This window comes from Rubrivivax soli (assembly GCF_049810355.1).
Lineage (GTDB): Bacteria > Pseudomonadota > Gammaproteobacteria > Burkholderiales > Burkholderiaceae_C > Rubrivivax.
Map to the genome: position 1 here is coordinate 2,601,818 of NZ_CP187368.1, position 17,028 is coordinate 2,618,845.

The 17,028-nt window shown below is 70.8% G+C and carries 14 protein-coding genes; 12 read left to right on the plus strand and 2 right to left on the minus strand.

Annotation, left to right across the window (positions count from 1 at the left end; all coding sequences use genetic code 11):
- The first annotated feature begins 137 nt into the window (after window positions 1-137).
- The 5 genes from ACPOLB_RS11740 to ACPOLB_RS11760 all read left to right on the plus strand — a co-directional run bounded on the left by ACPOLB_RS11740 (window position 138) and on the right by ACPOLB_RS11760 (window position 4,705).
- On the plus strand, window positions 138-1,139 hold the full coding sequence (locus tag ACPOLB_RS11740; RefSeq protein ID WP_425261544.1) for a sugar ABC transporter substrate-binding protein: 1,002 nt from the start codon (window positions 138-140) through the stop codon (window positions 1,137-1,139).
- Window positions 1,140-1,247: 108 nt separating this feature from the next.
- Complete coding sequence (locus ACPOLB_RS11745; RefSeq protein ID WP_425261545.1) at window positions 1,248-2,192, plus strand: ABC transporter permease; 945 nt, start codon at window positions 1,248-1,250, stop codon at window positions 2,190-2,192.
- 1 nt (window position 2,193) lies between these two features.
- Entirely contained in the window at window positions 2,194-2,982 is a 789-nt protein-coding gene (locus ACPOLB_RS11750; RefSeq protein WP_425261546.1) for an ATP-binding cassette domain-containing protein, read from the plus strand.
- Between the two features lie 21 nt (window positions 2,983-3,003).
- On the plus strand, window positions 3,004-3,459 hold the full coding sequence (locus ACPOLB_RS11755) for an RbsD/FucU family protein (RefSeq protein WP_425261547.1): 456 nt from the start codon (window positions 3,004-3,006) through the stop codon (window positions 3,457-3,459).
- Window positions 3,460-3,478: 19 nt separating this feature from the next.
- On the plus strand, window positions 3,479-4,705 hold the full coding sequence (locus ACPOLB_RS11760) for an ROK family protein (RefSeq protein ID WP_425261548.1): 1,227 nt from the start codon (window positions 3,479-3,481) through the stop codon (window positions 4,703-4,705).
- Window positions 4,706-4,708: 3 nt separating this feature from the next.
- Here ACPOLB_RS11760 and ACPOLB_RS11765 read toward each other — a convergent pair whose 3' ends face one another.
- Both ACPOLB_RS11765 and ACPOLB_RS11770 read right to left on the minus strand, forming a co-directional pair.
- Window positions 4,709-6,202 (minus strand): DEAD/DEAH box helicase, encoded by a 1,494-nt coding sequence (locus ACPOLB_RS11765; RefSeq protein WP_425261549.1) that lies wholly within the window; start codon window positions 6,200-6,202, stop codon window positions 4,709-4,711.
- Window positions 6,199-7,338, minus strand: a complete 1,140-nt coding sequence (locus ACPOLB_RS11770) for an MraY family glycosyltransferase (RefSeq protein WP_425261550.1) — start codon at window positions 7,336-7,338, stop codon at window positions 6,199-6,201. Before ACPOLB_RS11770 ends, ACPOLB_RS11765 begins: the two co-directional genes overlap by 4 nt.
- 78 nt (window positions 7,339-7,416) lie before the next feature.
- Here ACPOLB_RS11770 and ACPOLB_RS11775 point away from each other — a divergent pair, with 78 nt between their 5' ends.
- The 7 genes from ACPOLB_RS11775 to ACPOLB_RS11805 are packed head-to-tail and all read left to right on the plus strand — an operon-like array spanning window position 7,417 to window position 16,868.
- Window positions 7,417-8,226, plus strand: coding sequence for an ABC transporter permease (locus ACPOLB_RS11775; RefSeq protein ID WP_425261551.1), 810 nt, complete (start codon window positions 7,417-7,419; stop codon window positions 8,224-8,226).
- Window positions 8,227-8,235: 9 nt separating this feature from the next.
- Entirely contained in the window at window positions 8,236-8,904 is a 669-nt protein-coding gene (locus tag ACPOLB_RS11780) for an ABC transporter ATP-binding protein (RefSeq protein WP_425261552.1), read from the plus strand.
- Entirely contained in the window at window positions 8,901-10,007 is a 1,107-nt protein-coding gene (locus ACPOLB_RS11785) for a capsular biosynthesis protein (RefSeq protein WP_425261553.1), read from the plus strand. Before ACPOLB_RS11780 ends, ACPOLB_RS11785 begins: the two co-directional genes overlap by 4 nt.
- 29 nt (window positions 10,008-10,036) lie before the next feature.
- On the plus strand, window positions 10,037-11,794 hold the full coding sequence (locus ACPOLB_RS11790; protein ID WP_425261554.1) for a polysaccharide biosynthesis/export family protein: 1,758 nt from the start codon (window positions 10,037-10,039) through the stop codon (window positions 11,792-11,794).
- A gap of 43 nt (window positions 11,795-11,837) precedes the next feature.
- Window positions 11,838-13,874, plus strand: a complete 2,037-nt coding sequence (locus ACPOLB_RS11795; RefSeq protein ID WP_425261555.1) for a hypothetical protein — start codon at window positions 11,838-11,840, stop codon at window positions 13,872-13,874.
- 16 nt (window positions 13,875-13,890) lie between these two features.
- Complete coding sequence (locus ACPOLB_RS11800) at window positions 13,891-15,462, plus strand: hypothetical protein (RefSeq protein ID WP_425261556.1); 1,572 nt, start codon at window positions 13,891-13,893, stop codon at window positions 15,460-15,462.
- On the plus strand, window positions 15,459-16,868 hold the full coding sequence (locus tag ACPOLB_RS11805; protein ID WP_425261557.1) for a hypothetical protein: 1,410 nt from the start codon (window positions 15,459-15,461) through the stop codon (window positions 16,866-16,868). The genes ACPOLB_RS11800 and ACPOLB_RS11805 overlap by 4 nt, the downstream gene beginning before the upstream one ends.
- Window positions 16,869-17,028 lie beyond the last annotated feature (160 nt).

Here is a 17,028-nt window from a genome sequence, read left to right on the forward strand (position 1 = left end):
GCAAGCATCGCTGCCCGGGCACGCTGCCGCCACCGGGTTTTCCATTAATCATTCACCTTGATTTATTAAAGGACGCCGCCGACAATGGCTGCAGCCGCCACCGAACGGCACCCACCCGCAACGCCCAGGAGACACCCATGCGCCAGCCCGCCCGCCTCGCCCTCGCCTCCCTGCTGCTCGGCAGCACCTCGCTCGCGCTGGCCGCGGGCGAACCGGTGATCGGCCTCATCACGAAGACCGAGACCAACCCCTTCTTCGTGAAGATGAAGGAAGGCGCCGCCGCTGCCGCCAAGGCCCAGGGCGCCAAGCTGCTGTCGGGCGCCGGCAAGACCGACGGCGACAACGCCGGCCAGGTGACGGCGATGGAGAACATGATCGCCGCCGGCGCCAAGACGATCCTGATCACGCCCAGCGACAGCAAGGCCATCATCCCGGCCATCAGGAAGGCGCGCGACAAGGGCGTGATGGTGATCGCGCTGGACAGCCCCACCGACCCGGCCGACGCCACCGACGCGCTGTTCGCCACCGACAACTACAAGGCCGGCGTGCTGATCGGCCAGTACGCGCGCGCCGCGCTCGGCGGCAAGCCGGCGAAGATCGTCACGCTCGACCTCTTCCCCGGCCACCCGGTGGGCGCGCAGCGCCACAACGGCTTCCTGAAGGGCTTCGGCCTCGCCGCCCCGGACGCCAGGAGCAACGAGCTCGGCAAGGCGCCCGAAGTCGTCTGCATGGCCGACAGCTTCGGCGACCGTGCCAAGGGCCAGACGGCGATGGAGAACTGCCTGCAGAAGGCGCCCGACGTCACCGTGGTCTACACGATCAACGAGCCCGCCGCCGCCGGCGCCCACAACGCGCTGAAGAAGGCCGGCAAGGAGAAGAACGTGCTCATCGTCTCGGTGGACGGCGGCTGCGCCGGCATCAAGGACGTGGGCGCGGGCGTCATCGCCGCCACCAGCCAGCAGTACCCGCTGAAGATGGCCGCGATGGGCGTGGAGGCCGGCGTCGCCTACGCCAGGACCGGCAAGAAGGCGTCCGGCTACACCGACACCGGCGTCACGCTGATCGCCGCCAAGCCGGTGGCCGGTGTGGAGAGCAAGGACGTGAAGACCGGCACCGACCTGTGCTGGGGTGGAAAGTGACCCCCCCGTAGCGGCTGCGCCGCTCCCCCCAGGGGGCGACGCCAGCGGGCCGGCAGAGCCGGATCCGCGGCGTCCGCTTGGTCCAACATCACTCGAGACCGCGCCACCATGAAACTCCCACCCATCGGCCAGCTCGGGCCCTTCATCGCGCTGCTCATCGCCTGCGCGATCTTCGGCACGACGACGGACCGCTTCTTCAGCGGCGAGAACTTCTCGCTCATCCTGCAGCAGGTGATGGTGGTGGGCGTCATCGCCATCGGCCAGACCCTCATCATCCTCACCGCAGGCATCGACCTCTCGTGCGGCATGGTGATGGCGCTGGGCAGCATCGTGATGACGAAGTTCGCCGCCGACCTGGGCCTGCCGGCGCCGCTGGCGGTGCTGTGCGGCGTCGGCGCGACGGCACTGTTCGGGCTGCTCAACGGCCTGCTGGTCACGCGCATCAAGCTGCCGCCGTTCATCGTGACGCTGGGCACCTTCAACATCGCGTTCGCGGTGACGCAGCTCTACTCGGGCTCGCAGACCATCACCGAAGTGCCGAGCATGATGACCTGGCTGGGCGGCACCTTCGCGCTGGGCGACACCAACGTCGCCTACGGCACGGTGCTGATGATCGCCCTGTACCTGGGCGTGTGGTTCTGGCTGCGCGAGACGGCCTCGGGCCGCCACCTCTACGCCGTGGGCAACAACCCCGAGGCGACGCGGCTGGTGGGCATCCCGACCGACCGCGTGGTGCTCGGCGCCTACGTGCTCGCGGGCGTGTTCTACGGCATCGCCTCGCTGCTGTCGGTGGCGCGCACCGGTGTCGGCGACCCCAACGCCGGCCAGACCGAGGCGCTGGACGCCATCACCGCCGTGGTGCTGGGCGGCACCAGCCTGTTCGGCGGCCGCGGCGTCGTCATCGGCTCGCTGATCGGCGCCGTCGTCGTCGGCGTGCTGCGCAACGGCCTCACGCTGATGGGCGTGTCGTCGGTCTACCAGGTGCTCATCACCGGCATCCTCGTGATCCTGGCGGTGGCGATCGATCAACTCTCGCGCAAGGGAGCCCGCTGACATGGCCACGTCCAAACTCGTGCTGCAGGCCAAGGGCCTGGTGAAGCGCTACGGCCAGGTGACGGCGCTGGACGGCGCCGACTTCGAGCTGCGCGCCGGGGAGATCCTGGCCGTCATCGGCGACAACGGCGCCGGCAAGTCCAGCCTGATCAAGGCACTGTCGGGCGCCACCGTGCCCGATGCCGGCGAGATCCTGCTCGACGGCCGGCCGGTGCACTTCAAGAGCCCGATCGACGCGCGCCAGGCCGGCATCGAGGCCTGCTACCAGGACCTGGCCGTGGCACCGGCGATGACCATCGCCGAGAACCTGTTCCTCGGCCGCGAACTGCGCCGTCCGGGCTTCGCCGGCAACGTGCTGCGCATGCTGGACAAGAAGTGCATGCTGGAGACGGCCATCGCGCGCATGCAGGACCTGAAGGTCGGCATCCGCTCGATGACGCAGGCGGTCGAGACACTCTCCGGCGGCCAGCGCCAGTGCGTCGCGGTGGCGCGCGCCGCGGCCTTCGCAGAGCACGTGGTGATCCTCGACGAACCCACCGCGGCACTGGGCGTGAAGGAAGGCAACATGGTGCTGGAGCTGATCCGCCGCGTGCGCGACAAGGGCCTGCCGGTGATCCTGATCAGCCACAACATGCCGCACGTGTTCGAGATCGCCGACCGCATCCACGTCGCGCGGCTGGGCCGGCGCGCCGCCGTGCTCAACCCGAAGAAGATCAGCATGAGCGACACGGTGGCGGTGATGACGGGCGCGATGGCGCCCGAGCAGATCCCGGCCGAGTGCCTGGCCTGACCCACTGACGCGAGACCCTCCATGCTCAAAGGCATCGACCCCCTGCTCGGCCCCGACCTGCTGCACGTGCTGGCGGCCATGGGCCACGGCGACGAGATCGTCGTCGCCGACGCCAACTTCACCGCCGCCACGCTGGCCGCCGGCAAGCCGCTGATCGCGCTGCCCGGCGTGGGCGTGCAGCGCGCCGCCGAGGCCATCCTGTCGCTGCTGCCGCTGGACGCCGCGGTGGCGCAGCCGGTGGCCTACATGCAGGTCAGCGACACGCCGGCGGGCTACCGCAGCGCGCTGCAGCGCAGCGTCGTCGCCAGCCTCGAAGCGGCCGGCTGGGCAGGCTCGGCACAATGCGAGGCCATCGAGCGCTTTGCGTTCTACGAGCGGGTGCGCGGCGCCTTCGCCGTCGTGCACACCGGCGAGCTGCAACCCTTTGCCAACTTCATCTTCAAGAAGGGCGTGATCGCGCAGGCGCTGGCCGCCTGAAGCTCCGCGACCGGCCCCCATGGACAGCGCCTTGCTCGACGACCCGACCCGCCTGCAACCCCGCGGCTCCAGCCAGGGCGGGCTGCGCCAGTACAACGAACGCGTGGTGCTGCAGGCCGTGCGCCTGCATGGCGCGCTGCCCAGCGCCGAGATCGCGCGGCTGACGCAGCTGACCGCGCAGACGATCTCGATGATCACCAAGCGGCTGCTCGACGACGGCCTGCTGGTGAAGGGCACGCCGCTGCGCGGCAAGGTCGGCCAGCCCAGCGTGCCGCTGTCGCTGAACCCCGACGGGGCCTATGCCATCGGCATCAAGCTCGGCCGGCGCAGCCTGGACGTGCTGCTGGTGGACTTCGCCGGCGCCGTGCGCGCACGCTGGTCGCTCGACTACCGCTACCCCGACCCCGACCAGGTGCTGGCCGAGATCGCACGCCGGCTGGCCGACATCGGCGCCCTGCTCGGCCCGGAGCGCCAGGCCCGCGTGCAGGGAATCGGCATCGCCGCGCCGCTGCAGATGGACGGCTGGCAACAACTGCTGGGCGTCGATCCCGCCAGCGCCGCGCGCTGGCAACAGGTGGACCTGGCCGCCGCGGTGGCGGCACTGACGCCCCTGCCCGTGGAGCTGCTGAAGGACACGGCCGCGGCCTGCGTGGCCGAGCTGGTGGCGGGCCGCGGCCGCAGCGTCAAGAGCTTCCTGTACGTCTTCGTCGACACGTTCATCGGCGGCGGGCTCGTCATCGACAGCCACCTGCGTGGCGGCCGCCACGGCAACGCCGGCGCCATCGGCTCGATGCCCCTGGGCCTGGGCCGGGCCGGGCAGGACGCGCCCCCGGACCAGCTGCTCAGCCGCGCCTCGCTGCTGAACCTGGAGCGCCTGTTCGATGCCGCGGGCCTGGACGCCACGGCCTGCGGCGATGCACGCGCGCTGCAGGGCGCCTGGGCGCCGCTGACGCACGCCTGGCTGCACGACAGCGCCGCCGCCATCGCGCTGGCGGTCAACAGCGCCGCCTGCCTGATGGACCTGGAGGGCGTGATCGTCGACGGCTCGTTCAGCCGCGAACTGCTCGCCGCCCTGCTGGCCGCGCTGGCGCCGGCGCTGGACCGCTACAGCTGGGAAGGCGTGGTGCGGCCGGCGGTGCTGCCGGGGGCGATCGGCTCGGACGCCCGCGCACTCGGCGGTGCAATGCTGCCGCTGTACGCGAACTTCGCGCCCGACCGCGAGTTGTTCCTGAAGGTCGAGGCCTGAGCCTCAGGTCCCGCCGCCCAGCAGCGACGCCACCTTGCGCTTGGGCTTGATGTTGGGCGACACCTTGCTGCTGGCCACCGCCGGCGCCGTCGGTGCGGCGCCCTTCTCCCACGCCGCAGCACCGGTGCCGCTGGGCTCGTAGGGCTTGTCGAAGAACGGGTCGGACGACGCGCTGCGGCGCGGCCGCTCAGGCACGGGCGCGCGCTCGGCGGGCCGCTCGGGCGTGTCGCGCAGCGCGCGCGGCGCACGGTCGACGTCGTCTTCGTCGTCGCGGCGGCGCGGCGGGCGGCGCGGGCGGTCGTCCTCGAGCTCGAAGGCCTCGATCTCGATCGTCTTCTTCAGCAGCTTTTCCAGGTCGGCGATCTGGCGGTTGTCGTCGCGCGTCACCAGCGTCACCGCCAGGCCCGAAGCACCGGCGCGGCCGGTGCGGCCGATGCGGTGCACGTAGTCCTCGGCGTGGAAGGGAATGTCGAAGTTGAACACCGCGGGCAGGTCGGCGATGTCCAGGCCGCGCGCGGCCACGTCGGTGGCCACCAGCAGGTCGACCTCGCCGGCCTTGAAGGCGGCCAGCGCCTTCAGGCGCTCGTCCTGGCTCTTGTCGCCGTGCAGGGCCTGCGTGCGCAGGCCGTCGCGTTCGAACGAACGCGCCAGGCGCGCACAGCCCAGCTTGCTGTTGACGAAGATGATGGCCTGCTTCAGGTCGCGCTGCTTCAGCAGCTGGCGCACGACGGCGCGCTTGTCGTCGTCGGTGGTGCTGTAGAAGCGCTGCTCGACGGTGGAGGCGGTGGCATTGGGCCGCGCCACTTCCACCAGCACCGGGTCCTGGAGGTAGCTGTTGGCCAGGCGCTTGATCTCGGGCGAGAACGTGGCGCTGAACAGCAGCGTCTGCCGTTCCTTGGGCAGGTACGACAGGATGCGCTGCAGGTCGGGCAGGAAGCCGATGTCGAGCATGCGGTCGGCTTCGTCGAGCACCACGTACTCGACCTGGTTCAGCACCGCGTTCTTGGCCTCGATGTGGTCGAGCAGCCGGCCCGGCGTGGCGATCAGCACCTCGACGCCGCCCTTCAGCACCAGTGTCTGCGGCTTCATGTCGATGCCGCCGAAGACGACGGTGGAGCGCAGGTTGGTGTGCTTGGCGTAGGTCTTGACGTTGTTGGCGACCTGGTCGGCCAGCTCGCGCGTGGGCGCCAGCACCAGCGCCCGCACCGGGTGCCGCGCCGGCGACATGCTGGCGTTCTCGTGCCGCAGCATCTTCTGCAGCAACGGGATCGTGAAGGCGGCCGTCTTGCCGGTGCCGGTCTGCGCCGCGCCCATCACGTCGCGCCCGGCCAGCACGATCGGGATCGCCTTGGCCTGGATCGGCGTCATCGCCAGGTAGCCGGCGTCGGAGACGGCGCGCAGCAGCTTGGGGTCGAGCGGGAGGGTGTTGAACAGCGGCGGGGGGCCGGCCGGCAGTTCGGCAGCCGGGGCCGCGTCGAGGAAAGGAGCGTCGGTCATGTCCTGCGATTATCGCCCCGCGGGCTCGCCGGCGGGCGGCGCCGGTGCGGGCGCATCCAACGGGGCGACTTGAACCGCACGATGCGCCAGTACAACACCACGTAGCTCACGCCGAAGAGCAGCACGAACAGGGCCAGCGCCAGCGTGTTGTCCCAGAAGAGCACCGCGGGCACCAGCGAGGCCATGCACAGCACCCACAGGTAGGGCGAGGTCATCGAGTTGCGGCGGATCAGCGCGTCGGCGTCCCGGTTGCCCACGGCCCAGCGCATCAGGCGCCGGTAGATCAGCGAATGCAGGTGGATGCCGTCGGGCACGGTGGAGGGCGATGCGCGCAGCACGCTGCGGCGGTAGATGGAGAACAGCGTCTCGAACACCGGGTAGATGCACACCAGCAGCGGGAACAGCGGCGACACCTCGCCGAGATTGCGGTTCAGCAACAGGATGCTGAGCTCGGCGACCAGGAAGCCCGAGAAGTACGCGCCACCGTCGCCCAGGAAGATCAGGCCGGCGGGGAAGTTCCACAGGAAGAAGCCGAGCACGGCGCCGATCGCCGCCAACGCCAGCTGGCCCACCAGCGGGTCGTCCACGGCGAAGGCCACGTAGGCCAGCGCGGCCAGCATCAGCACCACGCACATCGACGCCAGGCCGTTGATGCCGTCGATCAGGTTGACCGCGTTCGCCACGCCGACGACGGTGAACACCGTCAGCAGCAGCGACCCGAGCGAGAACGACACCAGCCAGTCCAGGCCGGGGATCGCCGTCCGGGTGATGGCCAGGTCCATGATCCAGAACGCCAGCAGCGCCGACACCGCCGTGGCCAGCAGCCGCCCGCGCGGCGTCAGGGTGTCGGAGAAGTCCTGGTAGAACCCGGCCACCAGGGCCGGCAGCGCGCAGCCCAGCAGCACCATCAGGCTGGTGGCGATGTAGCGCGACGACGTGAACCACAGCAGCGCGGTGGCCGCCACCAGGCCGGCGACGATGCCCAGCCCGCCCAGGCGGGGCACGGGCACGGCATGCAGCTTCTGGGGTTTGTCGAAGTCGTCGTCGAGCGGGCCCTTGCCCCTGCGGCGCGTGGACTGGATCAGCCAGACCGTGACCAGCGTCGAGACGAACAGGGCGATCAGCAGCGCTTTCATTTTTTGCGATCTTACGGTTCGATCCTGACATGGAAACCCAGGACGAACGTGACCGGCCGCTACACTCGCGAGCCGTTGATGAATGCCGCCCCCACTTCTGTTGACAAACCGCGGCGCACCGCCTGGGACATCCAGCGCGCGGTGTGGTTTGCGTTGTTCCTGCGCGAGAGCCGGGCGCGCATGGGCGGTCAGTGGGTCGGTGCGGTGTGGACGCTTCTCGAGCCGCTGGCACACATGCTGTTGCTCATCGGGATCCTGGGCGCGATCCGCAGCAGCCCCGGCCTGTCCTACGAGTACCCGGTCTTCCTCGTCACGGGCCTGATCCCCTTCTTCCTGTTCCAGAACCTCGCCAACCGCCTGATGGACGCCATCGAGGCCAACCGCGGTCTGTACGCCTACCGGCAGGTCAAGCCGCTGGACACGATGGTCTCGCGGGCGGTGGTCGAGTCCTTCATGAATGTGCTCGTGTACGCCTTCACCCTGGGCCTGATGGGCTGGGTGGGCTTCCGCGTGGTGCCGCACCAGCCGCTGGAGATGCTGGGCGTGAACCTGCTGCTGATCCTGTTCGGCGGCGCCTTCGGCCTGTTCGCGGCCGTGATCAGCCACGACAGGCCGCGGCTCCGTTCGCTGATCCGCATGTTCATGTTCCCGCTGTACCTGGCTTCCGGCGTCATCTTTCCGGTGACGACGCTGCCGCGCGAATACGTCGAGTTCCTGTTGTGGAACCCGCTGCTGCACCTGGTGGAGCTGTCGCGCCACGCCTTCATCCCCGAGTACGCCCTGACCCAGGGAGTGAACGCGCTGTTCCCGACCCTGGTGATGCTGTTCCTGGCCGCGACCGGCCTGCTGCTGTACCAGGCCAAGCGCCAGGCGCTGGTCTCGAGCTGAGGCATCTCGATGCTGGAACTGCGCCACCTCACAAAGTCCTACCCATCGCGCCACGGCCGCCGCTACGTCTTCCGGGACCTGAGCTTCACGTTTCCGGCCGGCGCCAACATCGGCCTGATCGGCCGCAACGGCGCCGGCAAGTCGACGCTTCTGCGCCTGCTGGGCGGCATCGACACGCCCGACAGCGGCGACGTGCGCACCGACGCGCGCATCTCGTTTCCCGTCGGCCTGGCCGGCGGCTTCCAGACCACGCTGTCGGCGCGCGACAACGTCGCGTTCGTCGGCCGCATCCACGGCCACACCGGGCAGGCGCTGCGGGACCTGGTGCAGTCGGTGCAGCAGTTCGCCGAGATCGGCGACTACTTCGACCTGCCCATGAAGTCGTTCTCGTCGGGCATGCGCTCGCGCGTGGCCTTCGGCATGAGCATGGCCTTCGATTTCGACTACTACCTGATCGACGAGGTCATGGCGGTCGGCGACGCCCAGTTCAAGACCAAGAGCCAGGCGGTGCTGCTGGAGAAGCTGCGCCACGCCAACGTCATCCTCACCTCGCACAACATGGCCGACATCCGCAAGTTCTGCAACGTGGTCGTCCACGTCGACGCAGGCAAGGTGGCGGTCTACGAAGATGTCGAAGCCGGCATCCGCGCGTACCAAGGGCTGTCCGCCACCGCATGAACAAGATCGTCCACCTGAGCTCGCGCCAGCTCCTCCTTGCACTCGTCGCGGCTCCGATGCTGCTGTACGGCCTGTACCTGACCCTGATCGCCGCGGACCGCTACGTCAGCGAGTCGGTGATCGCCGTGCGCCAGGCCGGCGGCGAGTCCAGCCAGCTGCCGGGTGCGGCACTGATGCTGGCCGGCATCACGCCGCCCTCGCACGAGGACACGCTGTACCTGAAGGACTTCATCCATTCGCAGGGCCTGCTGCTGGCACTGGACAAGCGCCTGGACCTGCGCAAGCACTTCAACGCCGCCGGCGCCGACCTGCCGTTCAAGCTGGCCGGCGACGCCTCGCGCGAGGACTTCACGGCCTACTTCCGCCAGCGCGTGGAGCTGCAGTTCGACGACCGCTCGGCGCTGCTGCGCGTGCGCACCCAGGGCTTCGAGCCTGCCTTCGCGCAGCAGCTCAACCAGGCCATCCTGGAAGAGAGCGACCGCTTCGTCAACGAGACCTCGCACCGCATCGCCCGCGAGCGGCTGCGCTTCGCCGAGATCGAGCTCGACCAGAACGCCAAGCGCCTGCAGACGGCCAAGAACGAGGTGCTGACGTTCCAGAGCCGCTACCAGCTGCTCGACCCCGCCGCGCAGGCGCAGAGCTCGGGCACGCTGGCGCTGCAGCTGCAGACCATCCGCGCGCAGCTGGAGGCAGAGCTCAACGGCTTGCGCTCGTACCTGAACGACGAGGCCTACCAGGTGAAGGCGCTGCGCGGCCGCCTGGCGGCGCTGGACCGGCAGATCGCCACCGAGAGCGCACGCGCCACGACCACCGGCAAGCGCGGCGAACGCATGAACGCGCTGGCCGCCGACTTCCAGGCGCTGCAGCTGAAGGCGCAGTTTGCGCAGGACGCCTACCGCCTGGCGCTGGTGGCCGTGGAGAACGCCCGCATCGACGCCACGCGCAAGATCAAGAGCCTCGTGGTCGTCGAACCCCCCACCGCGCCCGACACCGCGGCCTATCCGCTGCGCGCCTACAACCTCGCCACCCTGCTGGCCATCTGCGTGCTGCTGTTCGCCATCACGCGGCTGGTCCTGGCCACCATCCGCGAGCACCAGGATTGACCGACACCATGCAAGTCGCACGCAGATCGATGACCGCGATCCTCCCCGCCCTGGCGCTGACCGGCCTGCTGTTGGCGCTGCCGGCCACGGCGCAGACCGCGCTGACGGGCACGCCACAGACCTCCGGCTCCACCACCACGGCGCCCGCAGCCACCCCCGGGCCGCTGCAAGGGCTGGACCCTGCGGTGCTGGAAGCCGCCGGCCTGCGCCCCGCGGGCACGACCAGCCGCGCCACCAACGTGGCGCCCGTCGTGCAACAGCAGGCTCCGGGCCCGCTGCCCGCCGACCCCGCGCGGGCTGCGCGACCGCTGGTGTTCGGCTCGCAGATGTTCAGCGGCCGCTTCGCGAGCGAGGCCTTCAGCGGCTTCAACCCCGACTACCAGCTGGCCGTCGGCGACCGCGTGCACCTGCGCATGTGGGGCGCCTTCAACCACGAAGGCACGCAGGTGGTGGACGCGCAGGGCAACCTGTTCGTGCCCAGCCTGGGCCCGGTGCGCGTGCTCGGCGTGCGCAACGGCGAGCTCAACGAGCGCGTGGAAGCGCAGGTCAAGCGCACCTTCCGCGCCAACGTCGGCGTCTACGCCACGCTGGAGGCGGCGCAGCCGGTGAAGATCTACGTCACCGGCTTCGTCAAGGCGCCCGGCCTGTACCCGGGCCTGTCGTCCGACTCGGTGCTGTACTACCTGGACCGCGCCGGCGGCATCGATCCGGACCGGGGGAGTTATCTCGGCGTCGACCTGCTGCGCGGCGGCAAGTCGAAGGCGCGCATCAACCTCTACGACTTCCTGCTGAACGGACAGATCACGCCGATGCAGCTGCAGGACGGGGACACCATCGTGGTGCCGCCGCGCCGGCACACCGTGCAGGTCATCGGCGAAGTGCTGAACCCCTACATCTTCGAGCTCGACAGCGCCCGCACCGGCGCCGACATGCTGCTGGCGATGGCGCGTCCGCGCCCGGCGGCCACCCACCTGAGCATCACGCGACGCACCGGACCGCAACGGCGCAGCGAGTACCACCCGATCGCCGATGCGGCGAAGATCCAGATCGAGGACGGTGACGAAGTCACGGTGACGGCGGACAAGTACCCCGGCACCATCCTGGTCCGCGTCGAAGGGGCCAACCTCAGCGAGCGCACGCTGGTGCTGCCCTACGGCGCCCGGCTGAAGGACGCGCTGGACCGGCTGCGCCCGGCGCCGCAGGCCAACGTGAACGGGCTGCAACTGTTCCGCCAGAGCGTGGCCGAGCGGCAGAAGGCGCTGATGGAAACCGCGCTGCGCAACCTGGAGACCTACGCGCTGACCGCACGCTCGGCGACGTCGGAGGAGTCGGCGCTGCGCCAGCGCGAAGGCCAGCAGATCCTCGAGTTCGTGCAGCGGGCACGGCTGATCCAGCCGCGCGGGCAGGTCATCCTGGCCCAGGCCGGCGGCGCCGGGGACACGCTGCTCGAAGACGGAGACACGCTGCGCATCCCGGAAGCGAGCAACCTGGTGATGGTCTCGGGCGAGGTGCTGTTCCCGAACGCCCTGGTCTTTGACCCGCAGGCCGATCTGGAAGCCTACGTGCGACAGGCCGGCGGCTACACGCAGGGCGCCGACGAGGCCAAGGTGGTCGTGCTTCGTCAGGACGGCAGCGTGGTGGCCGACGCCCGCAGCACGAAGCTGCAGGCCGGCGACGAGATCCTGGTGCTGCCGCGCATCCAGAGCAAGAACGTCGAGATCGCGCGCGGCATCACGCAGATCGTGTACCAGATCGCTGTCGCCGCACGCATCGCGCTGGGGTTGTGACCACGCACCTGCAATGGGCCACCCACCTGCCGAACAGCACACCATGCACAGCCAATCGCTGAACACGGCCAGCCGCGTCACGCAAGAGCGCACCGGGCGATCCGCCCTTCCGGACATCGTGATCTCCGGCACCGCCGGCGGGGCGTGGGGCAACCTGGCCGCCGCACTGTCGCAGCGCCTGTCGGCGGCCGGCGCGACCGCCCGCACGCAGCAGGTGCCGGAGCTGGAGCGCCTGGCCGCTGAAGATCCGGGCCGGTGTTTCGTGGCCCTCGTGGCCGGTCCCGACCTCGTGCTGGCCAGCCAGGCCCCGGACGCACAGGACCCCGTGGCCGCGCTGGACGCCTGGGCCCGCAGCGCGCGGCAGTTGCTGCGCCTGGCGCGCCAGCGCCCGGGACGCTGGCGCCTGCTCGACCTGCGCGAGGCCAGCCTGGCGCCCGAGGCGCTGGCCGGTGAACTGACGTCCTGGGGCCTGAGCCTGCCCGTCGGCGCGCTGGCCGGGCTGCCGGGCCTGGACACCGAGCCGCTGGCGCTGCTCCTGGCTGCGCGCCTGGCGGAACAGCAGCCGGGCATCCAGCGCCTGCAGCAGGAACTGCTGGCCAGCTGCGTGCCGCTGCTCGACGACACGGCTGCCGCCGAACCCGACTGGCAGGCACTGGCGGCGGGCCACCGCGCGCTGGTGCTGCAGGCCCGGCAGGACGCCACGGCACTCGCGGCCCTGCGCTCGACGCTGGCCACGGCGCATGGCGAGCAGGCCCAGTTGCTGGAGCAGCTGCATCTGGCCCAGGAGGGCCTGGCCCGGCTCCACGACGAACGCGAGGCGGCGCTACAGCGCGCGCAGCAGTTGGCCGAGGATCTGTCGACCACAACGCAGCAGGCCGACGCGCTGCGCAAGCAGCACGCGGCACTGCTGGCGGATCTCCAGCAAGCGAAGGGCCGCCAGGCCAGCTTCGCGCAGGATCTGCAGGCCCGCCAAGCCGTCATCGACCAGCAGGCCGCCGAGCGCGACGCAGCGCAGGCGACCCTTGCCGCGCAACAGGCCCGGCTGGCCGCTGCCGCGCGCGACAACATGGAACTGCTGGAGCACGTGCACCTGCTGCAGGAGCAGCTGGAGGCGCGTTACCTGGAGCTGGAGGCGCGCGACGCCGAGGCGGCCATGCTCCACCACCATGGCGGCGTCGCAGCCAGCGCGCGGCAGGCCGTGGTGGTGGCCAGCCGGAACGAGCCGCCACACTGCCACGCGGACATCGCGCTCGACGATCTGCGCATCGGTGAACGGCAGTGGCCGACGCTGCGCGTGCGGCTGGTCGAGCACGACACGCATCCCGGGCTGCTGTTCTGGTCGGAAGAGGGCCGCCAGCCGCTGTCTGCCTGGGCCACCAACGGCGACGAAGACGGGCGGGCGTTCCTGCTGCTCGTGCCGGACAGCCCCGATAGCCGCCAGCGCCTGCTGAGCCTGGGCAGCCGGGACTGGCAGTGCGTGGTCGGCGTGGCAGGCGTGCTGCAGCGCTGCCTGGCCGATGCCGGCGACGGCGCGGCGCGCTGGGCCGGCGTAGCGGCGCGGCTGTGCCGCAAACTCGCGCACCTGCCGGCGCGCCTGCGCTATGACGAAGCGAGCGTCGCCGGCGAGGGCGACAGCGTCGATGTGGTCTTCCGAGGAGCCAGCCATGGGTCGATCGCGCTGGGCGCGCTGCGCCTGCGCTGGTGGCCGCAGCAGCAGCGCATCGACTGGCGTGCACCCGACGACCCGCAGCAGGTGCCACTGGCGACCTGGCCGGTTGATGCCGGCGGCCGCCTGCAGCCCGGGCTGACGCTGCCCGTCGGGCCGGCGTTCGGCTCTGCGCAGCGGCGCCGGCTCTGGGCGGCGCTGCCTGCGGCCGACCGGGCCCTGGTGCTGGCCGTGCTCGACGCGCTGCCCGGCGCCGCCCGGCAGACCGATGCCGCGGCATGGCCGGCCGGCACATCGCCGCAAGGACTGTCCGCGCAAGGGGCTGCGCTCCACAAACAGGCGCGGCGCACGCTCACGTCCTTGCGCCTGCGCGATCTCGTGCGCCGGCTGCTCGGTCGCGCACAGGCCCACTAACCGTATGAGTCTCGCCATGGACCCCCTTCTGCAAGCCCTGAAAGACCACGTGTCCGAACCGATCGGCACGCTGCTGCACATCGGTGCCGACACGGCGACCCTGGAAGCGCTGGAAGCGCTGGACGGCGTGGAGGCGCAGCAGGTGGTGCTGGTGCAGGGTGATCCCGACCAGGCGGCCGAGCTGCGCCGCGCTGCCACGGGCGCGTCGGCCCGCTGTCGGGTGCTTGCGCGCGCGGTGACGCCGACCGGCGGACCGGCACGCTGGCACCGCTACAACCTGAGCGCGCTGAACGGTCCCGTCGACGCCGGCGGGCTGGTCCGCTTCTACCCGCGGCTGCGCCCGGCCGGCGTGCTGTCGTTGAACGCCGATGCCTTCGGGGCCGTCGTGGACGCCCACGTCGCCGCGTCCGACCGCCCCACCCGCAACGTGCTCGTGCTCGACGTGCCCGGCCAGGAGAGTGCGCTGCTGGCCAGCCTGTCCGAGGCGCAGCTGCGCCGCTTCGACACCGTGCTGGTGCGCGGCTGCAACGAAGCCAGCGGCGACGCGGGCGCGCCGGCCGACCAGGCCCTGCAGGACCTGGCGGCACGGTGCTACCGGGCCGCGCCGCTGGCGCTGGAGCAGGACGCACTCTGGCCCGTGCACCTGCTGCGCTTCGACGCCACGCTGCACCAGAACCAGTTGCGCGACCAGCGCCTGGCGGAGCTGGAGTCTCACGCCGACAGCCTGCAGCGCCAGCTGGAAGAACTGCGGGCGGAGCGTGCCGATGTCGCAGGCCAGCTGCAGGAACGCAGCCGGCAGCTGGCCCAGCTGCAGCACAAGACCGACGAGCAGGCGGCCAGCATCACCACGCTGCAGCGCGAGCGGCAGGAGCAGCGCGCGCTGGTGCAGGCACGCGCCGAACGAGTCGCCGAGCTAGAAAAGGCGCTGGCAGAGCAGACCGCGCGGCTCGACACCGAGCGCGCCGCGGCCAGCAGCGCCGGTGCCGGCGCCGACCGGCGCCACCAAGAACTGGCAGCGGCGCTGGAAGGCTGCCGCGCCGACCTGGCACGCCTGACCACCGAACGCAACGCGCAGGCGAAGCTGGCTGCGGATCGCGCCGGTCGCATCGAGGAGCTGCAGAAGTCGACAGAAGAGCGGGGCGCGATCGTCGCGCACCGCGACCGGGCCCTGCAGGACCTGCAGCGCGAGTTGGCCGAGCGCGACACGCGCCTGGCCGCGCTCGCGCAGGTGGAGCAGCAGCGCCAGCAGCTGGAACCGCAGGCGCGGCGCGCTGCCCAGCTCGACACCGAGCTGCAGGCCGCCACCGCGGCCAGGACCAAGCTCGACGCCCAGCTGAAGGACCTGTCGGCCACGCTCGAGCGCTACCGTGCCGACGTGGCCCGCCTGACAACCGACCGCGACACCCAGGCCAAGCTCGTCGCCGAGAAGACCACCCAGTCGAACGACCGCAACAAGCGCATCCTGCAGCTGGAAAGCGAACTGGCCGACGCCCAGCGCCGCTTGGACCTGATGCACCAGGAACTCGCCAAGGCCTCCGGGCAGCTTGAGTTGCTGCAGGAACTGCTGCTGCAAGAGCCTTCGCTGTGAAGAAGCGCCGCACACTCAGCCGCAGCGGCGGCCGCCCTGCCGCGCCACCACCCCGTGCCGGTGGGGACACGGGCACGGCCCTGCTCGTCCCCACGCGGTCGCAGCCGGACACGACCCCCTACGACGACGGTTTGCTCGATCGCGCGCGGAACCACTGGCGCCTGGGGGAGTGGCAGCCGCTGACCGAGCTGCCGATGGACCAGATCGAGCCGCATCCGGAGCGCGCTCGTCTGCTGCTGATGGTGGCGGCAGCCCACCAGGCGCTGGGCCAGGCGGCCCAGACGCGGCAGCTGGTCCGCCTGGCCCGCCAATGGGGCTGCGACGAGCAGCTGCTCGTGCGCGTGCTGCTCGCGGGCGTGCACAACACGCTGGGCCGCGCGGCGGCGGCGGGCGGCCGACTGCGCGACCAGGCCCTGGCGCACTTCCGCGACGCGCTGCAGCCCGGCGCTGGCGGTGCCCGGCGCGGTGCCGTGCTGGCACGGGCGCAGCAGGAGATGGCGCAGATGAACCTGCCCGGCCAGGCCCAGCAATGGCTGCTGGGTCCGGAGTCCGCGCGCGCGCTGCCGCTGGGCCACACGGGCACGGCGCTGCGCACCGCCGACGCGCTCGCCGAGGCCCAGCTGGCCCGCATGGACAAGCTGGGCAAGACGATGGAGAAGACCATCCAGCTGGAACTGGCCAATGCCGTGCGGCAGCTGGAAGCCTTCTCCAACCTGCAGGGCTACCTGACGTCGGGCGAGATCCTGCCGGCGCTGCACGGCTGGCCCGTCAGCCCCGACTTCGCGCTGCTGGTCGTGCAGCTGCTGGAACAGCAGCACTTCGACGCTGTGGTCGAGTTCGGCTCCGGGTCGTCGACGCTGCTGATCGCCCGCACGCTGGACAAGGTCGCGCGCAAGCGGCCCGATGCCCGCGCCACGGTGCAGATGGCCTTCGAGCACCTGGAGAAGTACCACCAGGAGACGGCCGACCTGCTGGCCGGGCACGCGATGCAGGACCGCGTTGACTTGGTGCTCGCGCCGCTGCGGCCCGTGGTGATGGACGCCGGCGACACCTTCAACTACTACGACACGCCGGCCGCGCTGCAGCGTCTGGCGCAGCGCTTGGCCGATGTGCCGGCGCCGCGCCTGTTGGCGGTGGTGGATGGGCCGCCCGAGGCCACAGGGCCGCTGGCTCGCTACCCGGCACTGGAGGTGCTGCTTCGCGCGCTGCCGCAGCTGCGCGGCCAGCTGCTGCTCGACGACTACCGACGTCAGGGCGAGAAGGACACGGCCAGGCGCTGGCTGGACTTCCTGGAATCGCGCGGGGTTGCCACGACGGTGACCGAATTCCCGCTAGAAAAGGCTGCTTGTCTGATCCAGTTCGACACATCTGCAGCAGCGACTAGCAGCCCAGCACAACACGAATAGTCGCGACCAATGAACAGTCCAGATCATGTCGACACAGATGTCATTCGGCCATGATTTCGGCACGACGAAGCGGCACTGACCGACAACGAGGCACCGACGGCATCGCTTCGATGATCCGCACGCTGCAAGACGCCAGCACGCCGGACACCAGCGGCCCCGC

What these genes read in the sequence shown, in the direction of transcription:
- ACPOLB_RS11795 (WP_425261555.1), top strand. Translation starts at nt 11,838, where the DNA reads ATGCACAGCCAATCGCTGAACACGGCCAGCCGCGTCACGCAAGAGCGC.
- ACPOLB_RS11740 (WP_425261544.1), top strand. Translation starts at nt 138, where the DNA reads ATGCGCCAGCCCGCCCGCCTCGCCCTCGCCTCCCTGCTGCTCGGCAGC.
- ACPOLB_RS11775 (WP_425261551.1), top strand. Translation starts at nt 7,417, where the DNA reads ATGAATGCCGCCCCCACTTCTGTTGACAAACCGCGGCGCACCGCCTGG.
- ACPOLB_RS11765 (WP_425261549.1), bottom strand. Translation starts at nt 6,202, where the DNA reads ATGACCGACGCTCCTTTCCTCGACGCGGCCCCGGCTGCCGAACTGCCG.
- ACPOLB_RS11790 (WP_425261554.1), top strand. Translation starts at nt 10,037, where the DNA reads ATGACCGCGATCCTCCCCGCCCTGGCGCTGACCGGCCTGCTGTTGGCG.
- ACPOLB_RS11760 (WP_425261548.1), top strand. Translation starts at nt 3,479, where the DNA reads ATGGACAGCGCCTTGCTCGACGACCCGACCCGCCTGCAACCCCGCGGC.
- ACPOLB_RS11800 (WP_425261556.1), top strand. Translation starts at nt 13,891, where the DNA reads ATGGACCCCCTTCTGCAAGCCCTGAAAGACCACGTGTCCGAACCGATC.
- ACPOLB_RS11780 (WP_425261552.1), top strand. Translation starts at nt 8,236, where the DNA reads ATGCTGGAACTGCGCCACCTCACAAAGTCCTACCCATCGCGCCACGGC.
- ACPOLB_RS11745 (WP_425261545.1), top strand. Translation starts at nt 1,248, where the DNA reads ATGAAACTCCCACCCATCGGCCAGCTCGGGCCCTTCATCGCGCTGCTC.
- ACPOLB_RS11770 (WP_425261550.1), bottom strand. Translation starts at nt 7,338, where the DNA reads ATGAAAGCGCTGCTGATCGCCCTGTTCGTCTCGACGCTGGTCACGGTC.
- ACPOLB_RS11755 (WP_425261547.1), top strand. Translation starts at nt 3,004, where the DNA reads ATGCTCAAAGGCATCGACCCCCTGCTCGGCCCCGACCTGCTGCACGTG.
- ACPOLB_RS11785 (WP_425261553.1), top strand. Translation starts at nt 8,901, where the DNA reads ATGAACAAGATCGTCCACCTGAGCTCGCGCCAGCTCCTCCTTGCACTC.
- ACPOLB_RS11750 (WP_425261546.1), top strand. Translation starts at nt 2,194, where the DNA reads ATGGCCACGTCCAAACTCGTGCTGCAGGCCAAGGGCCTGGTGAAGCGC.